This window comes from Blochmannia endosymbiont of Camponotus nipponensis (assembly GCF_009827135.1).
GTDB lineage: Bacteria > Pseudomonadota > Gammaproteobacteria > Enterobacterales > Enterobacteriaceae > Blochmanniella.
Window position 1 is genome coordinate 651,325 of the sequence record NZ_CP046534.1, and the last position, 22,081, is coordinate 673,405.

Consider the following 22,081-nt stretch of genomic DNA (forward strand, 5'->3'; position numbering starts at 1 on the left):
ATTGTTGCTACAGATTATATAATTATGTAATTATATGATAAAATGTCAGGTAAACCGAGATATGTTTCCGTATATAGGTAGTATTTTGATAATTCAGTAAAGAAGTGTTATGTATGAATAATATAATTTCCTCTTATTTGAATGTTTCACGAGAATAATAACTCTGGTTTGTCTTTTAATCGCTGTTACGGCAAATGTAAACACTCTAAAGGAAATACGTAAGATGGCAAAAATTAAAGGTCAAGTAAAATGGTTTAATGAATCTAAAGGTTTTGGTTTTATTACGCCGTCGGATGGCAGCAAAGATGTATTTGTACATTTTTCTGCTATTCAAGGAAATGGATTTAAGACTTTGTCTGAAGGACAAAGCGTGGAATTTGAAATTCAGGATGGACATAAAGGCCCATCTGCTGTGAATGTGACGGCGTTATGATGATTTATGTATAGTTATTTATATTATTAAAATAATAATAATATAAGATTGTTTTGAAAATAAACAGCGAGTATCGTGGTACAAATTTACTGTTGATATGACATACATAGTACTTTTTTAGGCATCAAATATATACAGATATATAATATAGTTTAGGTACTAATGTGTTAATTTAGTAATTTTGCTGAGATCTGAGAATAATGGATGATGGTTGCAGCTGTGCTGGCGCTATTGCTTGAAAAAGAGAGCCTATGATATGTATGAGACATTATCATACATATCATAGGCTCTCTTTTTCAAGGTTTTATTTACACTAAAGACTTAGTAGTCCTGTCCAATATCCAAAAATTCCAATCCCGAAAAATCCCATAATAATCCATAGTGCATTTATTTTGTTATTTAGCAACCACATACAAGAAAATGTTAATAATAAAGGAATAAATCCAGGCATAAGTTGATCTAAAATATTTTGTACAGTTGTAACTATTGTATTTCCATTATTATCAGTAATTTTAGATAACACACATGGTATGTTTACGTGTGTCCATTTGTTAACTAATGCTCCCATAACAAATAAACCTAAAATTGAAGAACCTTCTGTTAGTTTTCGTAACACTCCCCCTCCCATATCATTAACAATGCTAATTCCTTTTTTATAGCCATATGTAATGCCATAATAACGGGTAGTTAATCTAGTTGTATTAAATAAAATAAAAAATAAACACGGTCCCAATAAGTTTCCGCTAATAGCGATTCCAGCTCCTAAGGCAGCAAATACCGGTCTAAGGGTTCCCCAAAATATCGGATCTCCCACTCCAGCAAGAGGTCCCATCAACCCTACTTTTAAACCATTAATAGAAGCATTATCTACAGTAGTAGCACCATTGGCTTTTTGTTCTTCCATGGCCATAGTAACTCCTAATATAGGGGCAGCAACATATGGGTGTGTATTAAAAAATTCTAAATGTCGTTTAATTGCTTCTTTTTGTTCGTTGCTGTTTTTGGGATATAAACGTCGAATTACTGGAATTATGGAAAAACAAAATCCTAATGCCTGCATACGCTCAAAGTTCCAAGATCCTTGGAAAAGATTAGATCGTATAAAAACTGCGCGTATATCATTTTTTTTTAGTTTTATTTTTTTTGTTTTAATATAGATTTTTTGAGGATTATTAATCATGATAATTACCTATTAATCTAATTCATCATCAATTTTATTTGTGGATCGAACAGGTGAGTTAGAAATATTTTGTGTTGTAACTTGATTATAGCGCGGAGACAATTGGATATATAGAATAGCCATAACTACACCAATGACTCCTAATGCGACTAAATTGAAATCGGTAAAGGCTGTGATAACGAATCCTAAATAAAAAAATGGCATTAAATATCCGGTTCGCATCATGTTTATAACCATAGCATAGCCAACTACAACAATAATACCTCCAGCAACGTTTAAACCATTAGTTATTACTTCTGGAATTGCATGGAGTATACGATGCACAGGTTCAGTACCAACGGAAATTCCAACAATAGTGGCTGGAATGGCAACACGCATAGCTTGCAACATAAGAGCTGTAACATGAATATAGCTTAAAATTTTAATATCACAGCGTTCTGCTGCTGTGTCAGCAGCATGCTGAAACGCTACAGTAATAGAGCGTACAATAATAGTTAATACTTGCCCAGCAGCAGCTAATGGAATAGCTAAAGCGATGCCTGCGCTAATAGGTTGTTGTCCCACAATGACTAAAATAGTAGAAATGATTGCAGCTAAAGCAGTATCAGGGGCTACAGCAGCTCCTATATTCATCCATCCTAGTGCTATCATTTCCAATGTACCTCCAATAATGATCCCTGTTTTTATATCTCCCAAAATTAATCCGATGAGTGTACAGGCTATTAATGGTCTATGACATTGAAATTCATCAAGTATTGAACCCATTCCTATAATACAAGATATAAGAAATAATAAGATAATTTGAAGTGTGTTAATTTCCATTTCATTTTCCTGAATATATGAAAATAAAAACATTGCATTAGTGTGGTATGTATATAAAACTGTTAAATAAAAATACGTAATTTAAGTGAATTAAGAATTATTGATTTTTTTTATTAATTGCATCATTTTTAATGATGGATCTGATGGTACTTTACGTGCTTCTAATTCAATACCATATTGATCTAGTTTTTTAAAAGCTTCAATATCTGCTTTATTCACTGATATAGAATCATTTATTTGCTTCTTATCTTTATAAAAAGCCATTCCTCCAATATTTACTGTTTTGATAGGAATTCCATCTTCAACAAGACGTAAAACATCTGTAGGATTAGTGAATAACATGATAACTTTATCGCCAGCATATTTAGGGTTATTATATACACGTATAGTTTTGTTGATATCTATAACATGAGCGGTTATTCCTGGAGGTGTTACTTGAGTAAGTAAAGTTTTTCGGATTGTGTCTTTAGATACTTCATCGTTTACTACAATAATACGTTTAATGTTGTATTCTTTAGCCCAACGAGTGACTACTTGCCCATGAATTAATCTATCATCAATACGTGCTAAACAAATAATCATATGGTTTTTGGGGTTAGTATTGTTTTCATGTAATGGTGAAGGTATGAAGGTGCTTGCAGTAGTATTTTTTGCATCATGTGAATGATGGTTATGCATTAAAGAATATTTTACTGATTTTATGCTTTCATTACCAGATTTTAATGCAATTTGTACTAGTTCCTGAAAAGAATGGATATCATCGCGTGCCATAAAAACTTCAATTAACATAGGGATGTTTATCCCTGTAACAACATCGTATTTTTCTTTGTTTAACACGATACTGTGAGCGGCATTAAAAGGGCTTCCTCCCCAGGTGTCTACTAGGAATAATACACCTGCGCTTTTATTAAGTTTCGATAAATGTATTTGATATTTTTTAATTAGTATTTCAGTATTTTCTTCGGGAAGTAAGTCAACCCATGCAACGTTTTTTTGTTGTCCTACAATCATTTCAGTAGTTTTAAGTAATTGTTCACATACAGAACCGTGAGCCCCTAATATAATAGCAATAGTCACTATTTTTTCCTCTTTTATGTATTTTTAGTGATTTCACTTGTTATTTTAAGCGATTTATTTCGGTTTTTAAAACAATAAGTATATATCTTTAGTTGTGTATCGTACTACTTAATAATGTATTATATATTAAATATGATATATAGGCTAACGTTTCTTTGACACATATAAAATAAAATTATATATAATTATTTCAGTTACTTTTGATTTTTTTTAATTAATGTAGATTAAAATGATCATTAGATACTAAAAAAAACCTATTAGGTTATACTATTTTTTTTATAATAATGCATTATCTTTAATGTTAATATGTTTGTTTTTAATAATTTACAAAGATATGTTATGCCACATCAACAATGGTAATATCACTACTTAAGTAATATTCATATAATTTATAGGTGATATATGTATTGACTGTTATTAATACCCTCCTCTACACAAGCGATAAAAATGATCGTGTTTGATTTATTGCTTATAACTTCATTATGTAATCAGATATTTTAATATGTTTATATAAATATGCCATGAAATGATTTGTTATTTAATATTCAATGGAGATTATCGTGGAATTTTTAACAGACATATCAATGTGGATAGGATTATTAACATTAGTGATTTTAGAAATTGTACTTGGTGTAGATAATCTTGTTTTCATTACTATTTTAGCTGATAAACTTCCAAAAAAACAACGTGAACGTGCATGTATTATTGGTTTAACATTAGCGTTAATAATGCGTGTAGCATTATTAACTTTGATTTCATGGTTTGCTACTCTTACGCATCCATTGTGTAAGATTGTTGGTTTTTCATTTTCTGGTAGAGATTTAATTTTATTATTTGGTGGTATTTTTCTTTTATTTAAAGCAACCACTGAATTGCATCAACAATTAGAATATAAAGTGCATAGTCATACTAGCCGTGGATATGCTAGTTTTTGGGTAGTAGTAATACAAATTGTAGTATTTGATGCTATTTTTTCTCTTGATGCAGTGATAACAGCTGTTGGAACAGTAGAAAATTTAACAACAATGATAATAGCAGTTGTTATAGCAGTAGTTCTTATGTCGTTATCATCTCGTTTATTGATTAATTTTATTAATAGTCATCAAACTGTAGTAGTTTTATGTTTGAGTTTTTTATTAATTATTGGTTTGAGTTTAATTGCAGAGGGAATCGGATTTTATATACCAAAAGGTTATTTATATGTTGCTATTGGATTTTCGGTGTTAATTGAATTGTTCAATCAAATTGCTTACTGTAATTCTATGAAGGGTCAATCAACTAAATCAATGCGTGAACGTACTGCAGAAGTAATTATGAGATTAATGGGTAATGCAGTAGAATGGAATTTTGTTGCAGAAAAAAATTCTTTAGATTCCTTACCAAAAACACATTTTGCTGAAGAGGAGCGTCATATGATTACTGGAGTGTTATCATTAGCTTCACGCACCTTACGTAGTATAATGACTCCTCGTAATGAGATTTCATGGTTGGATACTCAAAAACCAGTACAAGAATTATATTCTACGTTAATGAATACTCCTCATAATATGTTTCCAGTATGTAATGGTGAATTAGATCAATTAATAGGAATTGTTCGTGCTAAAGATTTAATGGCAGCTATTGCTAATGGAGAGCAAGTGGAAACACATGCTTCAGAAAGTTTGCCTGTTGTAGTTCCAGAAACTTTGGATGTCTTGAATTTGTTAAAAGAATTGCGACGTGCGAAAGGTAGTATGGTGATTGTATCTAATGAGTTTGGTATTATTCAAGGTTTAATAACTCCATTGGATGTTTTGGAAGCTATAGCGGGGGAATTTCCTGATGAAGATGAAACACCAGAAATTGAAATCATTAACAATGGAACAGGTTGGTTAGCAAAAGGTAGTATGGATTTGCATGCATTACAACAAGCATTACAGGCTCACGATTTAGTACACGAATGTTATCATGTCGCTTCTTTAGCTGGATTATTATTATCTCGTTGTGAGCGTATACCAAAAGAGGGTGACGTATTGATAATCAATAAATGGCGTTTTATAATTCGAAAAATGATAGAGTATCGTATTGAATTAGTGGAGATAGAACGTTTTGTTTTTTCTAATGATATATATAAGTAACAGTATTTATGTGTACACGTATCTGGAAGTAACATTGTACACGAGTAAGTTGAAGTGTAATTATTTTAAATAAAATTTTTTAAATAGCGGTAACAATAACGTGGATACTTTATCTTTCATTTCTTGGTATTCCAAGTCTTCGTCGCTGTCAAAAACAATACCACTTCCTACTGAACAAAAGAGGTGTTGCTTTTCAGCTAATAGTGTTCTAATAGCAATATTGATATCCATGTTTCCACAACAACTTAAGTATCCAATGCTACCCGACCAAATGCTTCGACATTGTGGTTCAAGTTGTTCAATTAATTTCATTGCTTGAATTTTTGGGGCTCCAGTTATAGATCCGCCTGGAAAGCATGCACGTAATAAGTCACAAGCAGAAAAATGATTAGAAAGTGTTCCTGTAATTGTGCTGACCATATGATGTACTCCTGGAAATGATTGGATATCAAATAATGTAGGTACACTAATACTACCTGGTACAGCTACTTTTCCAATATCATTTCTTAGTAAATCAACGATCATTAAATTTTCTGATCGATTTTTTGTAGATTTAGATAGCTTAATAATTTGATGATAATCATCTTGTACGTTTTTTAATCTAGGTAGTGTGCCTTTAATGGGTTGGGTTTTAATATTGGTTTTATGTAATTCTAAAAAACGTTCTGGAGATAAACTGAGTATACTTAATTTATTTGGTAATCGAATAAAAGCTGAAAAAGGTGCATAATTATAATGTAATAAATAACGAAATGCGATCCATTCGTCTCCTATATATGGAGCGGAAAAACGTTGAGAAAGACATACTTGATAACAATTTCCTGAAATTATATGTTTTTTTATGATATGAAATTTTTGTGAATATTCAGATCGACTAATATTACTTTTCCATGGTTGCATAAGACGAAATGATGTACTAGAAAAATGATGATTATTATATATATGTTGTTGTTTATGTATCCAGGTTAATATTTTGTTAGGATCATCATGAGTAATAAGATAATTTTTACAAAGTTTATGATCTGCAATAATCGTCCATCGGTATAATCCAATTGCCATGTCTGGAAAAGAGAGGTCTTGCTTTGCTAACTTTGGTAATGATTCAATATATCTTATGAGATCATATCCAAATACACCTAAAAATCCACCTTGAAATGGTAACTGATGACTACTATATGTTTTCATATTAGTAATATGAATATATTTTTTTAATAAAATAAATGGATCTGTGTTACTAATTTGATGACTTTTATTATAAGAAATTTTAGTGATGTTGCTTTTGGTGATTAACGTTAACGTTGGATCAGTTACTAGTATGTCAAAGCGACTATCCGGGTGTTTATTGTTATAACCAGAATACAACAACATAGACCATGCTGTGTTAGACAAAGGTTCAAAAAGATTCAGTATAGTGTTGGGGTGATAAGGTAATTCTATAAGATGTATTCTCATTGACAATATATACTTTCCTTTATGGTTTTTGGAATATGCTCTTATTATTTTAGTTATATGTATAACAATAAAACACATGTATTATTACATAATGTTTGATGATTTATAGAAAATTAAAGAATATATAATAATATATATATATATTTTATATGTATCAAATTTAATTGTTTTGAAAATTGTGTTTTTATAATAATTTTAAAATTTTAATGATCAGAAAACATGTATTATTATGTCACAACAATTAGTTTATATATTGTCGATATTATATATTAAAATATTAATATAATTTCAAATTTTAAAATGTTAGTTGAGTTTAATAAATATTTAATACATTATCGAAAATGTTGTATGCAAAATATTGTTTGATTTGTACTTTCAGGTTATATATGAATTTTATTTGTGTTGTTATGTGATATGTCTATTCGAATTTTGGCTTTTGATACTACTACTGAGTTATGTTCTGTTGCTTTAATGATCGATCATAATATATATGATCATAAAATTTTAGCATTAAGGAGTCATTCAGAAAAGATATTGCCTATGATTAATCAATTATTAATAGAAATAGGTGTTACTTTGAAATCTCTTGATTGTATTGTATTTAATAGGGGTCCAGGTAGTTTTATAGGGGTACGTATTGGAATAAGTGTTGCGCAAGGTTTAGCATTAGGAGCTGATTTGCCTTTAGTGGAGGTATCTTCTTTGGGGACATTGGCGCAAGGAGCGTGGCGTGTTTTTTCTGTTACACACGTGATATCTACTATTGATGCGCGTATGGGTGAATTATATTGGGCGTGTTATCGTAGGGTGAGTGATGAAGGTTATTGGATGGGTGGTGATAATGAGTCTATTGTAACGCCGGATATAATTGCGAAAGAATTAACGTGTTGTAGTGTTTTAACACAGGGTGATTGGGCGCTTGTAGGAACAGGTTGGAATGATTATCCAGTGTTAGCGTGTATACAAATGAGTAGTGATATGATTGTTTTAAAGAAGAGTGTTATGTTCCCTGAAGCACAGGATATGCTTCCTTTAGGAATGTGTAGTTGGAGAAAAAAAATATTTCTTAAACCAGACCAGGTGCAACCTATTTATTTGCGTAATGCAGTAGTTACGAGGAAATATAAATATAAGGTTTAATTTTATTGAATATGTAGCAATGTGTAAAGATATATATGTTTTTGATGGTCGTTAAACAAAAGTGTAATGTATATATTTTATGACATAACAAGATGTGATGATATGATTGAGTATAAAATTGTTTTCTAATATAAAGTGTGATATGAGTTATTCATATATTTCATTATAATTTTTTAGATGGTAACATAAATGCATTCATTGGGATATTGATTGAGAATCATAGGAGATATGAGTAGAATTTTGTATTTTTTTGTGTATTTTAATGATAATTTTATTTATAGAATGAGAGAGTTGTGTTGTAAAAGCATTGATTGTTGTTTTGATGAAAACAATGATAGGAGGTTTTTGTTATGTTTTTTCATTAAAAAAAATAATTTTGCATTTTAAAACAGATGTATTGTTGTTTTTCTTTTCTAATTGAATTGAAAGTATATGTGGATCATGCGTATATTTACTTATTGTTTTAATTAAATCTTTTTTTAATTGAGATAGATAATATTGATGAAAGTGATTTCTAATACTGTTTTCAGCAATGACTTCTTTTAGTCTTTTTTTAGCAATATCGGCTGGTGTTTTTTTTTTAAAAAAAAATAAATTTACTAATACCATAATAATATTATCTCTTGAACAATCGTTTTAAAAAATTAATTTTTTTTTCTTCAGTAAAGCGAAAAGGACATGGATTACCTAATAAGCGATCTACTGTGTCTGAGTAAGCTTGTCCTGCATGAGATTTGGTATCTAAAATAACTGGTTCGCCTTGATTAGATGCCTTTAATACCGATTTATCTTCTGGTATAACACCTAATAAAGGAATTCTTAATATTTCTATTACGTCTTCTAAACTAAGCATATCTCCTTTTTGAACACGGATAGGATTATATCGAGTGAGTAATAGGTGTTCTTTGATTGTTTCTATGCCATTTTCAGAACGTTTGGATTTAGATGCTAAAATACCTAGAATGCGATCTGAATCATGTACTGATGAGATTTCTGGATTGGTGGTGATAATTGCTTCATCTGCAAAATATAAAGCTGCTAAAGCTCCACTATCAATACCTGCAGGAGAATCACATATTATAAATTCAAAGTTCATTTTATTAAGATTATTTAATATTTCTTCAACTCCAGTATGGGTTAAAGAATTTTTATCACGTGTTTGTGAAGCAGGTAGAATGTATAAACAATCAGTATGTTTATCTTTAATTAGTGCTTGACGCAATGTAGCTTCACCTTGGATTACATTAATAAAATCATATACTACTCTGCGTTCACATCCCATAACTAAATCAAGATTACGTAAACCAATATCAAAATCAATGACGGCTGTTTTTTTTCCTTTAAGTGCTAATCCGGTGGCGAGAGCTGCGCTTGATGTTGTTTTACCCACTCCTCCTTTTCCTGAAGTGATAACTATTATACGTGTCATAAACACATTCCTTATTGAGTAGGATACATTATAAATTTTGAATTATAAGCGTATCATCTTTTAAACTAAGTCTCACTGCTTTACCTGAAAATTCTTTTGGAATTTGATCGCTTAGCCAATAATGCCCTCCAATAGATACCAGTTCAGGGGATAAATGAGTGCAAAAAATTTGGGATTCCTCACTGCCAGATGCACCAGCTAAAACACGTCCTCGCATTATTCCATAAATATGAATATTGCCGTCAGCAATAATTTCAGCTCCAGTACTAACATTTGCAATAATGATTAAATCTCTGTTACGAGCATATACTTTCTGTCCAGAACGTATTGGTTTTTCTATTAATTGTGTTTCTAAGGTTATTGGAGTTTTTTTATGTAAATATGTTGAAAAATCCTTGTTATTTTTTATGTTGGCTCCTTGTGTAAGGATAGGGACTCCACTACGAATGATTATTTCTTTTAATTTGTTATCATGGCAACAACATGCTCCTACTATAAATAATCCAGTATTTGATATTGTTTGGTACAGAGCATTCCAATTATCATAATAATTAAGATTGTTAACATTTACAACAACTGGAGTATTTTTTAGTAAAAAAAATGGAGCTTTTTCTATTTTTTCTTCTAATGCTCGACGAACCCCCTCTAAGCATGCTCTATAAACATGCACTACTAATAATGTAAAATTGCTTCCTTTTATGCTAATAAACACATTAATTTTTTACAAGATAGATTTATATACATACTTTTTATACATTTGTTGTATTCGTATAAATGCATATTTATTTATTATTTATTTTATATAATTCATTTTATTTTACAATCCGAGCTATCATTACTATTTATAATAGAATACGTAAATATAATAATAAATCGATAGAATTGAATAATAGTTATATATAATTAAGTATTAATATTATATCCCAATCTTTGGTATTGTAATCAAATAATATGTTAATTAATCATATTAATGATTTTTTATTTTTATAAATTATTAGTAATAATTATATTTTTTTATTAGTAATTTAATTTTTTAAATTTTAAAGTTTAGCTGTTAATATTTTATATGAATTTTAATGAAAGTCAAAGATATACTGCTAATGTATATATTAAGACAATATTTTATATTATAAAAATAAATAGTATATTTATTTTTTATTTGTATATAAGTAACGTGTATCATTCAGAATAAGTGATGAGTATAATGTTTATTACAATTGTATTTATTATTACTTGTTATGTTTTTTGAGATCAATAATTTGTGATAGAGCTACAAATAGCGCTATTATTAAGTAGTTAGAGAAAATTATCAGCATCCACTGAGATATTTCTAATGATAGAAAGTACCATTTATATTCAGTACAAATACCATCGGCATGAAATACAGCAGGCCACCACTTATTTAGAGGTAGCCAATGAGGAAATTTGACAAATAAATCACACATGAAAAATGGGGTTGGATGTAATTGAATATTAGTATATTCTTTAGCTAACAACAATCCTTTCCAAGCGCTGTATATCCAAATTAAAATAGCAAAAAATCTCAAAGAAGTAAATGGAGCAATAGTAGCAATTAATCCTGCAATTCCTATACCACCTAAAGCACATCTTTGATACACACATAATACACAGGGTTTTATTAAAATAACGTGCTGTAAATATAAAGCTATTAATTCTAAGCTTATAACGGTAAGTGTTAACAAAATCCAATATTTTCTAGTTTTAGAGCAAATATTTAAAAAATCCAACATAAACAATTACCTAAAATTATACAACTTAAGTTTGATATATAATAATAATTTTTAAAATAAAATAAAATAATTTTTTAATATAGTTAACATATATTTTCCATTAATTACATTAAAATGATATATGTATGATTATATATATATATGATATTTCTTCTGAAAAATATCAAATTTAAAAAATGATACAAATGGTATAATTTAATTTTTTAAAAATTAAATTTAAATTTATTTGTGCGTAGCACTATATTAACTATTAATAGTTTCATCAATCTTATCAATTGACTATTAACAATGTCACATCTCTTAGAGATATGAGGATAATAGACTATAATGTAGGTAATGTGAATTATTAAAATGCTATAAATTTTTATTAGTTCCTTATATAATATATCTATTAGTTGGAATGTGGTTTTTAACAATATACTTCAATAACAACATTTCTATTGAATTATTATTAAATATTTTATTAAAAATTAATAATTAAGTTTCTATTTGATAGATTGGATATGTTGTTGGGTAATGTTATTTTTTATATTTTGTAATATATATACTTAAATCAATTACTTTATTAGAATAGCCTGTTTCATTATCATACCAAGATATTAATTTAGCAAAATGATTATTCAATGAGATACTAGCTTGTGCATCAAATATAGAGGTTAATTTTTCTCCGTTAAAATCGCTAGATACTACTTTTTCATCAGTATATCCCATAATTCCCTTGAAATTTCCGAAAGTAGCATTTTTAATTACATCACAAATATTTTTATAAGAGGCAGTTTTTTCCAGGCGAACGGTGAAGTCAACAACAGAAACATTTGGAATGGGGACTCGGAATGACATTCCGGTTAATTTACCATCCAATTCTTTAATAACTTTTCCTAATGATCGTGCCGCTCCAGTAGCGGATGGAATAATGTTTTGGTACGCACCACGTCCGCTTCTCCAGTCATTATTTATTGGAGAATCAACAGTTTTTTGAGTAGCAGTGGTAGCATGAACAGTGGTCATTATGCCTTCAATGATTCCAAAGTTATCATTAATGATTTTGGCGAGTGGAGCTAAACAATTAGTAGTGCAAGATGCATTAGATACTATTTTTTCTCCGTTGTAAAGATGGTTGTTAACCCCCATAACAAACATTGGAGTATCATCTTTTGCTGGAGCTGTTAATACTACTTTACGTGCTCCTGCAAATATATGTCCATAAGCTTTTTCTTGAGTCAAAAAAACTCCTGTAGATTCAGTAACAACATCAATATCAAGGTTTTTCCAACACAAGTTTTTTGGGTCTTTTTTTGAGGTATAGTGAACAACTTTATTGTTAACTATTAAATGATCGCCATGTGCACTAATTGCACCTGGAAATTTTCCGTGAGTTGAATCATATTTCAACATATATGCAGCATGCTCAATATCTAGTAAATCATTAATAGCTACGACGTCTACATCTTTTCGTTCTTGTATAGCTCTAAAAATGACGCGACCAATTCTACCAAATCCGTTAATACCTATTTTAATAGTCATATATTCTACACTCCTGGTTTGATTTTGATGATGTGTTATTTTAGTAAATTTTGATAAAAGTGTTAAATTTAGTTTTTAAATATCTATTGTATATAGCAATGTATGCTGAAAATTTAAATGTAATATGTGTTTTAAATGTTTTATATTCATGCAAAAATGTTATATTGATATACTATCATGTCAATAAGATATAATATAATTAGTGATATATATTTTATGGTTTATTGCAGTGTAATAACATAAAAGATACAGATCTTATAATATTTTGTATTTTCCGTTCAATAAGTATTAAAATCAAATAAACTTAACGCACAATAATCAAGCATGTCCAATTGTTTTTTTTGCTTCTCATAAAAATTCCAACAAGATTTTACATATTATAATTGCATTAAATAATCTAAGTCAAGAGCATAACAATGCTTTGGATCATTCCATGAAAAATTCAAGATATTAGGGTTATTTGTTTTTATATTTTCATTAAAATTAGTGAGTGAAACATAATGATTTAATAAATTTATAATAATAGTATAAACAACCTTGTTAGTTTGTTGTAGTATAACATCTATCCAATTTACTTTATCTTCATACCAGTTAAGTTGATATTCTGTTAAGTGAGCTAGTTCAGTAGCTTTATTTATTGCGTCATCTAGATCTCCTATAGTATCAATTAATCCATTTTTTATTGCATCATACCCAAGCCATACATGTCCTTGAGCGATTTTTTGAATATCTTCTATAGTCTTGCAGCGGGATGTAGCTACAGTACTAATGAAATAATGATAACTGGTATTCACATAAAGTTGCATCATATTGATATATTCAGTGGGTAGTGGTGTAGTTATTGAAATGTTTGCTATAGGGGATGTCCCCACTCCGTCGTTATGAATACCAATGGAGTCAAGAGATTTTTCAAATGTGTTAACAATACCAAATATACCTATAGAACCTGTAATAGTACTATTACTTGCAATGATAGCATTGGCTGGAGTTGAAATCCAGTATCCACCAGATGCAGCTATTCCACCCATGGAAACGACTACTGGCTTACCAGCGTTTCTGATAGCTATTAATTCTAATCTAATTAGTTCAGCGGCATTGACACTTCCACCAGGGCTATTGACACGAAGTACTATTGCTTTTACTTTTGGATTAAATCGGGCACTACGAATTTTATTGGCTATAGTATCACCACCAATGGCACCGGGTATATCAGGTCCATCTACGATAGGGCCATTAACACAGATTATTGCTATTTGGTTGTTTTTTTCTATTGGTGTAATAACATTATAATCATACATGCTAATTGCATTAAATGAGGTACCTTCTTTATTAGATCCAAATATTTTTTTCATTGTGTTTTCTATGAAAAAATGAGATGCGATTTCATCAATCCATTTATTTTTAAGCGCATATGCTGCGGTATCACCTTGCATTTGATATAATCCATCTAGTATTTTGTTAATTCCTGGAAAAATTTCTTGTCTTGTTATATTACGATTAATAGATATTATTTTTAAATATTGATTCCATAAACGATTTATTAATTGTTTTTCTTCATGCCGCACATGATCAGACATTTGATCTTGAATAAATGGTTCTACGGCAGATTTATATGTACCTACCCTGAAAATATGAGTGTTAATTTTTAAATTGTTTAATAGTGATTTATAATATAACTTGTTGGTGGAGATACCTCGTAAATCTACAAAACCATGTGGAGTGAGATAAATTTTGTTTGCGTAGCTAGCTAGAAAATATTGAGATTGGTTATAGTAATCAGAAATAGCATAAATTAGTTTACCAGCATCTTTAAATTCACGTAATACTTTTCCAATGTACTCTAATGAGGCTTGATTACTTCCTGAAAAATTTTTTAATGACAATATTAGTCCGGTTATGCATGGATCATTTTTAGCTTGACGTAATATATTAATAATATCAAACAGTGAATTTTCTTTAGTATTTGATCTGTTCGTGTTAAGTAAATGCTGACTGAATTTGTGAAATTTACCATATGTTACAGGTTTATCTACAATGATACCAGAAAGATCTAGAATTAATGCAGTGTGTTTTGACAATGATGCGGTAGAAGAATCACTTAAATTTAAATATATTCCTATACTGATGATTATAAATATTATAAACAATATATTTATTGTTACTGTTCGTATCAGGTATAGTGTACGTATACTGTATTTAAATACTCTATAAATGGTCTTCCATACATTTTGAATGAACGCTGTAATCATTAAAGACATTCTATGATAATCCAAATGAGTTATTATGTTCACATACTATCTAATATTTAAAATTGTATTAGATATTAGATAGTATGCATAAATTAAATAAAAATTATGATATTTTCATGATTTTATTAGGTTTTTCATATATCAACATGAACTGTAAACCATGTTATACTTATCCGTGGTAAGAGCAATTAAATTTGTATGTTAATGTTCATGTAGGTGGTTTGTGAGCGCGCGCGCGGTACAAGTGTATGCTAAAGATCAAAATCTGCCCATACTGGAGCGTGATCAGACGGTCTTTGCATACTACGAATATCATAATTTATCTCACAATTTTTACAACGATTTACCAAAGAGCGTGTTGCCAATATCAAATCAATACGTAAACCATTATTTTTATCAAATCCATGCGATCTATAACTGAACCAAGAATAACGTTTGTCATGATAGGGGTGCATATTTCGATATATATCTATTAAACCCCAGTTCATTAAACGATTGATCCATGTTCTTTCTTCTGGTAAGAAAGAACATCGTCCTGACATAAGCCAACGTTTTTTATTTTCTTCGCTAATACCAACATCAAAATCTGTAGGACTAATATTCATATCGCCTATAATTAGTAATAATGAATTACTGTGATAGGTACGTTCTATGTAGTTTTGCAAATTTTTATAAAAACGTTTTTTATACAAAAATTTTTCTGGATGATTTTTATTTTCTCCTTGAGGAAAATAAGCGTTAATAATAGTTAATATACCTATTGATGTCATAATATCAGCAATGATGATGCGTTTTTGAGATAGATCATCATCATTAGTAAGCCCATGAATAATAGTTAAAGGAATTTGGCGAAGAAGCAATGCAACACCATGGTATTTTTTTTGTCCATAGTAATATACGTGATAACCATTTTGTAATATTTCCTCTATAGGAAAAGAATCATCATGTACTTTAGTTTCTTGTAGGCAAATTACGTCAGGTTGTAATTGAAAGATAATTTTATTTAATTGATGCATACGAGCACGTAATCCATTGATATTAAAAGTAACAAATTTCATATAGTGTTAGTGTGTGAATTATTTTTATGTTACAGAACATAGGTATTATTTTTTTTAATTACAATATAATTAATAATTATATGATGGTATATAAAAAAAGTGTTTTTCACTAAACAAATTGGTTATTAATCAGTTTAGCAATTATGTTTTTAAAAATAAAAGCTAATATCTTAAAATTGAGCTTATTATATATGAATACTTCGATGTAATACAATGTATAATATATGAAAAATATTTGTTTATTTTAGATAAGTATATTTAAGTTTGAGGTATTATCGTATGATATACGAAGGTTATTAATTTATTAGAATAATTATTATGGTTGTAATTTTTGTATATGTTTATTACTGGATGATTAATTGATTTAGTGAATAAACACAGATATTATCTATGTTTTTAACAGTTATAATTCAAGTGTTCATAATTTACAATTTTATTGCAAATTTATAAAATAAAATATTTTCATGTAACGGTAAATATTTCAACTAAAATATTAATATTAATTGGAATTGATTTTTATGATTTTACTCAGATAATTTAAAATTATCATAAAAATAGTTTAAATATGTATTTAAAATAGCATGTTAAATAAAATAGGTATATAAGTGTTTGTGGTATATATAACAAAAAAATTATTTCATGAAGAATTACTGTACCCAACGATATGATGTATATGATATGAATGATTAAAGTATAAATCTTATTTTAAGTTAATTAAATATTATTTTTAAAATAATTAATATTTATGTCATATAAAACATATGAGGATCTAAAGTTTTAAAATTTTAAATGTTTATTGTTATTATTATATTAATTGGCAACATCAACAGATTGATTATATTTTTTATATGTAGAACTAGAAGATGATGGTGAAATTATTTATAGTCATAATATTTTGGAATATATTATGTGGCATTATTAGTTTTAGTGATTGTTTTGATACATTTGATGTTTAAGATATATTAAGTATATATAATTATCAATAATTTTTATTTAAACACTCAAAGCATATTTATTTAGAAGATAAATTATAATACTGTGTTCATCCAATAACATTGGATGTTGTATTGTAATTTTGATTTTTGGTTATTTTAATAATTCTGAAGAACATATAGCTTGCAAGTATGTTTATTTAATTTATGAGTCTTCATAAGATATATGAATCGTTAATTAAAGATTATTTTTTGTATATTGTATATGTTGTTATTATTGATATTTTAGTTTGAATTTGTAAAAAGAATGACAATATAAAGTTTATATTAGTCATTATGTGTTACTATACAGCTTATGTTAATTGAAAATTTTTGTCATTTTTATTATAATCAGTGTCAATATGGTTATTTTTCATGTGTGCACAGATGAATTTATTTTGGTGTGGAAAGAAATAGGATTTTTTCATATAAATAGAAAATATTATAGTAATTCACTATAATGGATGTTTGATGAGGTACTAATAAGGTTTGAATCAGTAACTAATATTTTTAACTATTATAGAACTTTCTATTTGATTATTATCATCATTGTTATGATAACTAAATAATAATAATTTTTAAAATAAATTTAGTAAATATTTTGATGTTTATGTCACTAAAATAGAATATGTGCGAGATTAGTTTAATGAAATATATATAATTTATAAAACAACTATATATTATATACTACATAACATATAAAGATAAAATGGATTTAAACGGTCACCAGTTACTGTTTTATGCATCAGTACGTTTTTTCATTGTATATGAAAAAATGTTGAATAATGTGTTCAAAAGTACTTTGTGCTATATGAAATTAATAGTTAAAGCAAAAAATCTTCTAGAGTTTTCTTTTTTTCATCAATAGCTTTTTTAATAATTGAGGGAGTACGTCCTTGTCCGGTCCAGGTTTTAATTTCACCATATTTGTTGGTGTACTGATATTTTGCTGGACGAATTGCGCGTTTATTTTTATACAATGATTTAGCATTGGCATTTATATTTTCTAATAGTTCGTTAGGATTTATCCCGTCAGCTATCAACATATCACGATATTGTTGTAATTTTCGGGAGTGTGCTTCTATCTTGGCTTGGAATTGACTGTTTTCTTCTCGACGTTCATTAACAACTAGTTCTAATTTTTCTAATATTTCTTCCAAAGTTTCAAGGGTGCATTCTCTAGCTTGCGCTCGTAAAGTGCGTATATTGTTAAGAATTTTCAGTGCGTCGTTCATTGATTTACTCTCAAATATTATAAATAACAAATCTATTGATAAGGATAGAGTGCTAATTTGTTTTCTGCAATACCTAGGGTGTTTTAATTTATAAATAATCCTATTATATCTTGTATCGATAGGCAATTAAATAGATTTAATGCTATGAGTATACGTGAATGTTATTTATTTTTTTCTATAAAAATATTTAAATCAATTTAATTAAATAGATGATTTGTTATTTATGACAGGATTTTAATATTATTTAACTGTTTAGATTTTTTCGATTTAAATTACAATTATTTATTTATAAATATTTAAAATAAAAATAACATTTTTATCAATTTGTTCGTTCTATTAGATATATATAGATTGTTTTTTAAGTGTAGAATATTTTATATTTTATTTGTTAATATTATTGTTTTGAATATAGCATGTAGAATAATATTGAACTCAAATGGGATGTTGCAAAGATATTTATCTCAAATAGTGTGAACATTTATTTTATTAACATCATTGATGAATGTAAGAATGAAAATTCTATGAATTTTTAGGTTAAATAATTTTATTGAAATTAATATTATTATAGTTTAATTATATCATATTATTAGTGCTGAAATATTGTGATTCAGATAGGATGTGAACTGTATGGCGCAATTATATTTTTATTACTCTGCAATGAATGCTGGAAAAACTACTGCATTATTACAGTCTTCTTATAATTATCAAGAACGGGGAATGCGCACTGTGTTATATACCGCTGAAATGCATTCTGAAAATAATAGATATGCACAAATTAAATCTCGTATTGGATTGACTGCTGTTGCTAGAGTATTTAATTTTAAAACTAATTTTTTTGATCAAATAGGAGCTATACATCAAAAGGATATGATAAATTGTGTTTTAGTAGATGAATGTCATTTTCTTAATCATAATCAAGTGGTTGATTTAAGCAAAATAGTTGATGTGTTAAATATTCCAGTATTATGTTATGGGTTACGCACTGATTTTAAAGCTGAGTTATTTTCAGGAAGTTTATGGTTATTAGCATGGGCAGATAAGTTAATTGAATTAAAAACTATTTGTTATTGCGGGCGTAAGGCTAACAGAGTTCTTAGGATCAACGATCAAGGCTTAGTTATAAGAGAAGGAAATCAAGTATTGATTGGAGGTAATAATCATTATGTTTCGGTATGTCGTAAACATTTTGAGGAACAATTACGATCCCCGTTATCTTTAAAAAAGTGTGTTTTTCGAAATAGAAAAATTTAATAGTACGAATATATAAATAATATGCAGATTAATTGTAAATAAAGGATATATTTAACTGGAATATAGGAGTTATAGGTATTTTAATATTGAAAATATTATATATTCAGTAACTGTACCATATAATTTATTATATTAAATATAATTTTGTTTTATTAAAAACAAAAAGTCAAAAAGTTTCTATAATAAGGGGCTGAGAAAGTAAAATAAGCGTTCAACAATACGCTCCCAATATGGACGTTTAGACCATTTTTTGGGATCGATCAATTTAGAATGTGCAATGTAGTTTTGGTGTGTTTCTTCTAGCTCATTACTAAAATCTTTACTGTCAATTACTAAAGTAATTTCAAAGTTTAACCATAAACTGCGTGTATCTAAATTTACGGTTCCTATTAGACTTAATTGTTGATCAATCAACACACTTTTTACGTGTAGTAATCCATTTTGGAACTGATGTATTAAAACTCCAGCTTTTAATAATTCACTGAAAAATGCCCTACTAGCCCAGTTTACTAATATAGAATCATTGTTTTTTGGGATAATGATGTGTACCTCTACTCCTCGTTGTGCTGCTGTACAAATGGCATGTAATAAATCATCACTGGGCACTAAGTATGGAGTAGTAATGATGATTTTTTTGTGTGCTTCGTATAATGATATTAGTAATACCTGATGAATTATTCCCTCGGGACATCCTGGTCCGGAGGGAATAATTTGAATAGTATGTCCTGTTGTTGTTAGTTTATGAGTTGCTATTATATGGGTGTTTAATAGTAATGGGAAAAATACATGTTGTCCTGTTTCAATTTCCCAATCAGAAGAAAATATCATGCTCATGGCTGAGGCGGCAGGACCGTTTATACGCACCATAATATCGATCCATTGTCCAATTCCTATTTTTTTTTTAAATAACTGTGGATCTACCATATTCATGCTACCAGTGTAAGCAATGTGTTCATCAATTAATATCATTTTTCGATGTTGTCTCAAATCCATGCGACGTAAGAAGATTCGTAATAAATTCACATGTAGCGCTTCTACAATATTAACGCCAGCTTGTCGCATTATATTAGGGTATGAACTGCTAAAAAAATTAGCACATCCAGCTGAATCTAATATAATCCGACATCGGATGCCTCTGTTAGCTGCTATAATTAATTTTTTTATAACATGATCTACTAATCCTCCAGTTTCCCAAATATAAAACATCATATCAATACTGTGTTGAGCTAATTCAATATCTTTAATTAAAGATATGATGGTATCGTCAGTTTTATTTAATAATTGTATTTGATTACCTTTTAGAGCGCCTATTCCTTGACGATGTTCGCAAAGCTTAAATAATGAAGAAGCAATTATGCTGTGCTCTGTAGAAAATATATGTTTGTAGTTTTTTAGAATTTGTATGCGACGCATAGTAGATAACCAAGCTATCTTACTTCTTATAGTTCGTTGTTTACCAAGGTTAGATTCTCCAAATAATAAATATGTGATGATTCCTATTAAAGGTAAAATGTAAATTATTAATAACCATGCCATGGATGATGGCACTGCTCGACGTTTTATTAAAACTTTAAATGTAACTAATATAATTAATGACCAATAACTGCATAAAAAAATACAATTGAATATCGCGTAAATCGCAATCATGATTATAATAAATCCTGTTTTAGATATTTGTAGATCTTTTTAACAAAGACTATAGATTATTTTTGAATGTTTGTTTCATGATAAGTTTTATAATTGTAAAAAAGTATAAATATCTATAATGCGTAGATATTGATCAGTCAAATATATTTGATTGATATTAAAAATTATTTAGAAATATTAACTTTATTATATATTTGCAATTAGTAAATAATATTTACTATTTGCAAAGACTTTCTACATTTTAAGCAAATAAACCCATTCATATGTTTTCATTGTATGATGAGTAATTGTTGTATGTGTATAATAAAAACATACGCTTATTAAGATAAAAAATATACGTAATCACTAAAAAGTGTTTGGGTGAGTTTAGTTAAAGTGTTTGATGCTAGATTATTTGAAATAAATGATGAATGTTTTTATAACAGTAAAACAATTTATTTATTTTAATTAATTAATTGAAAAAGAGTGTGTTAAAAAAATGTTTTATTTGTATTGTAAGTATAAATTTTTTAATATTTTTCAAAGTCGTATAACAAGATTGAAACAATTATAATCAATAAGTTATGTTGTGGTTTTTAAAAGTATTTAAATCAAATGCTGTGTGTACTTATATTTTGCATGTAATGTAATAAAATAAATACATATGATGTAAAAAAAATGTTTTATATTAAATAAAAATTTTTATGTTATACATATTTTTGTATCTAATTTAAAAGTATTAATAGAACAATAATAAACCATCCCT

The 22,081-nt window shown here is 28.2% G+C and carries 17 protein-coding genes; 4 read left to right on the forward strand and 13 right to left on the reverse strand.

What is annotated here, in order from left to right; genetic code table 11:
* The first annotated feature begins 223 nt into the window (after positions 1–223).
* Positions 224–433 (forward strand): transcription antiterminator/RNA stability regulator CspE, encoded by a 210-nt coding sequence (gene cspE / locus GN161_RS02705; RefSeq protein ID WP_011282991.1) that lies wholly within the window; start codon positions 224–226, stop codon positions 431–433.
* Positions 434–746: 313 nt separating this feature from the next.
* Here cspE and GN161_RS02710 read toward each other — a convergent pair whose 3' ends face one another.
* The 3 genes from GN161_RS02710 to manX all read right to left on the reverse strand — a co-directional run bounded on the left by GN161_RS02710 (position 747) and on the right by manX (position 3,512).
* The gene (locus tag GN161_RS02710) at positions 747–1,613 is read right to left on the reverse strand and encodes a PTS mannose transporter subunit IID (protein ID WP_159715307.1); all 867 of its coding nucleotides are present in this window, start codon (positions 1,611–1,613) and stop codon (positions 747–749) included.
* Between the two features lie 12 nt (positions 1,614–1,625).
* Positions 1,626–2,435, reverse strand: coding sequence for a PTS mannose/fructose/sorbose transporter subunit IIC (locus GN161_RS02715; RefSeq protein ID WP_159715308.1), 810 nt, complete (start codon positions 2,433–2,435; stop codon positions 1,626–1,628).
* Between the two features lie 90 nt (positions 2,436–2,525).
* Positions 2,526–3,512: a PTS mannose transporter subunit IIAB gene (gene manX / locus GN161_RS02720; protein WP_159715309.1), complete on the reverse strand. Its 987-nt coding sequence runs from the start codon at positions 3,510–3,512 to the stop codon at positions 2,526–2,528.
* A 560-nt stretch (positions 3,513–4,072) separates the two neighbouring features.
* Here manX and GN161_RS02725 point away from each other — a divergent pair.
* A complete protein-coding gene (locus GN161_RS02725; protein ID WP_159715318.1) occupies positions 4,073–5,629 on the forward strand; it encodes a TerC family protein in 1,557 nt (518 codons plus the stop codon).
* A 60-nt stretch (positions 5,630–5,689) separates the two neighbouring features.
* On the opposite strand, the gene pabB is transcribed toward GN161_RS02725, so the two are convergent.
* Complete coding sequence (gene pabB / locus GN161_RS02730; protein ID WP_159715320.1) at positions 5,690–7,081, reverse strand: aminodeoxychorismate synthase component I; 1,392 nt, start codon at positions 7,079–7,081, stop codon at positions 5,690–5,692.
* A gap of 414 nt (positions 7,082–7,495) precedes the next feature.
* On the opposite strand from pabB, the gene tsaB reads away from it, so the two are divergent.
* Positions 7,496–8,221, forward strand: coding sequence for a tRNA (adenosine(37)-N6)-threonylcarbamoyltransferase complex dimerization subunit type 1 TsaB (gene tsaB, locus GN161_RS02735; protein ID WP_159715322.1), 726 nt, complete (start codon positions 7,496–7,498; stop codon positions 8,219–8,221).
* A 348-nt stretch (positions 8,222–8,569) separates the two neighbouring features.
* On the opposite strand, the gene minE is transcribed toward tsaB, so the two are convergent.
* From minE to hns, 8 genes are all read right to left on the reverse strand, one after another.
* On the reverse strand, positions 8,570–8,830 hold the full coding sequence (gene minE / locus GN161_RS02740; protein ID WP_159715324.1) for a cell division topological specificity factor MinE: 261 nt from the start codon (positions 8,828–8,830) through the stop codon (positions 8,570–8,572).
* Positions 8,831–8,837: 7 nt separating this feature from the next.
* Positions 8,838–9,650: a septum site-determining protein MinD gene (gene minD, locus GN161_RS02745; RefSeq protein ID WP_159715326.1), complete on the reverse strand. Its 813-nt coding sequence runs from the start codon at positions 9,648–9,650 to the stop codon at positions 8,838–8,840.
* Positions 9,651–9,678: 28 nt separating this feature from the next.
* Positions 9,679–10,362, reverse strand: coding sequence for a septum site-determining protein MinC (gene minC, locus GN161_RS02750; protein WP_159715328.1), 684 nt, complete (start codon positions 10,360–10,362; stop codon positions 9,679–9,681).
* A gap of 517 nt (positions 10,363–10,879) precedes the next feature.
* Positions 10,880–11,401, reverse strand: a complete 522-nt coding sequence (gene dsbB, locus GN161_RS02755) for a disulfide bond formation protein DsbB (protein ID WP_159715330.1) — start codon at positions 11,399–11,401, stop codon at positions 10,880–10,882.
* A gap of 519 nt (positions 11,402–11,920) precedes the next feature.
* On the reverse strand, positions 11,921–12,925 hold the full coding sequence (gap, locus tag GN161_RS02760) for a type I glyceraldehyde-3-phosphate dehydrogenase (RefSeq protein WP_159715332.1): 1,005 nt from the start codon (positions 12,923–12,925) through the stop codon (positions 11,921–11,923).
* A gap of 377 nt (positions 12,926–13,302) precedes the next feature.
* Entirely contained in the window at positions 13,303–15,159 is a 1,857-nt protein-coding gene (sppA, locus tag GN161_RS02765; protein ID WP_420021891.1) for a signal peptide peptidase SppA, read from the reverse strand.
* A 266-nt stretch (positions 15,160–15,425) separates the two neighbouring features.
* Positions 15,426–16,232, reverse strand: coding sequence for an exodeoxyribonuclease III (gene xthA, locus GN161_RS02770; protein WP_159715334.1), 807 nt, complete (start codon positions 16,230–16,232; stop codon positions 15,426–15,428).
* Positions 16,233–18,027: 1,795 nt separating this feature from the next.
* Positions 18,028–18,438, reverse strand: a complete 411-nt coding sequence (hns, locus tag GN161_RS02775) for a histone-like nucleoid-structuring protein H-NS (RefSeq protein WP_159715336.1) — start codon at positions 18,436–18,438, stop codon at positions 18,028–18,030.
* A gap of 627 nt (positions 18,439–19,065) precedes the next feature.
* On the opposite strand from hns, the gene GN161_RS02780 reads away from it, so the two are divergent.
* On the forward strand, positions 19,066–19,689 hold the full coding sequence (locus tag GN161_RS02780; RefSeq protein ID WP_159715338.1) for a thymidine kinase: 624 nt from the start codon (positions 19,066–19,068) through the stop codon (positions 19,687–19,689).
* Between the two features lie 177 nt (positions 19,690–19,866).
* Here GN161_RS02780 and cls read toward each other — a convergent pair whose 3' ends face one another.
* Positions 19,867–21,336, reverse strand: coding sequence for a cardiolipin synthase (gene cls, locus GN161_RS02785; protein ID WP_159715340.1), 1,470 nt, complete (start codon positions 21,334–21,336; stop codon positions 19,867–19,869).
* Positions 21,337–22,081: the final 745 nt, after the last annotated feature.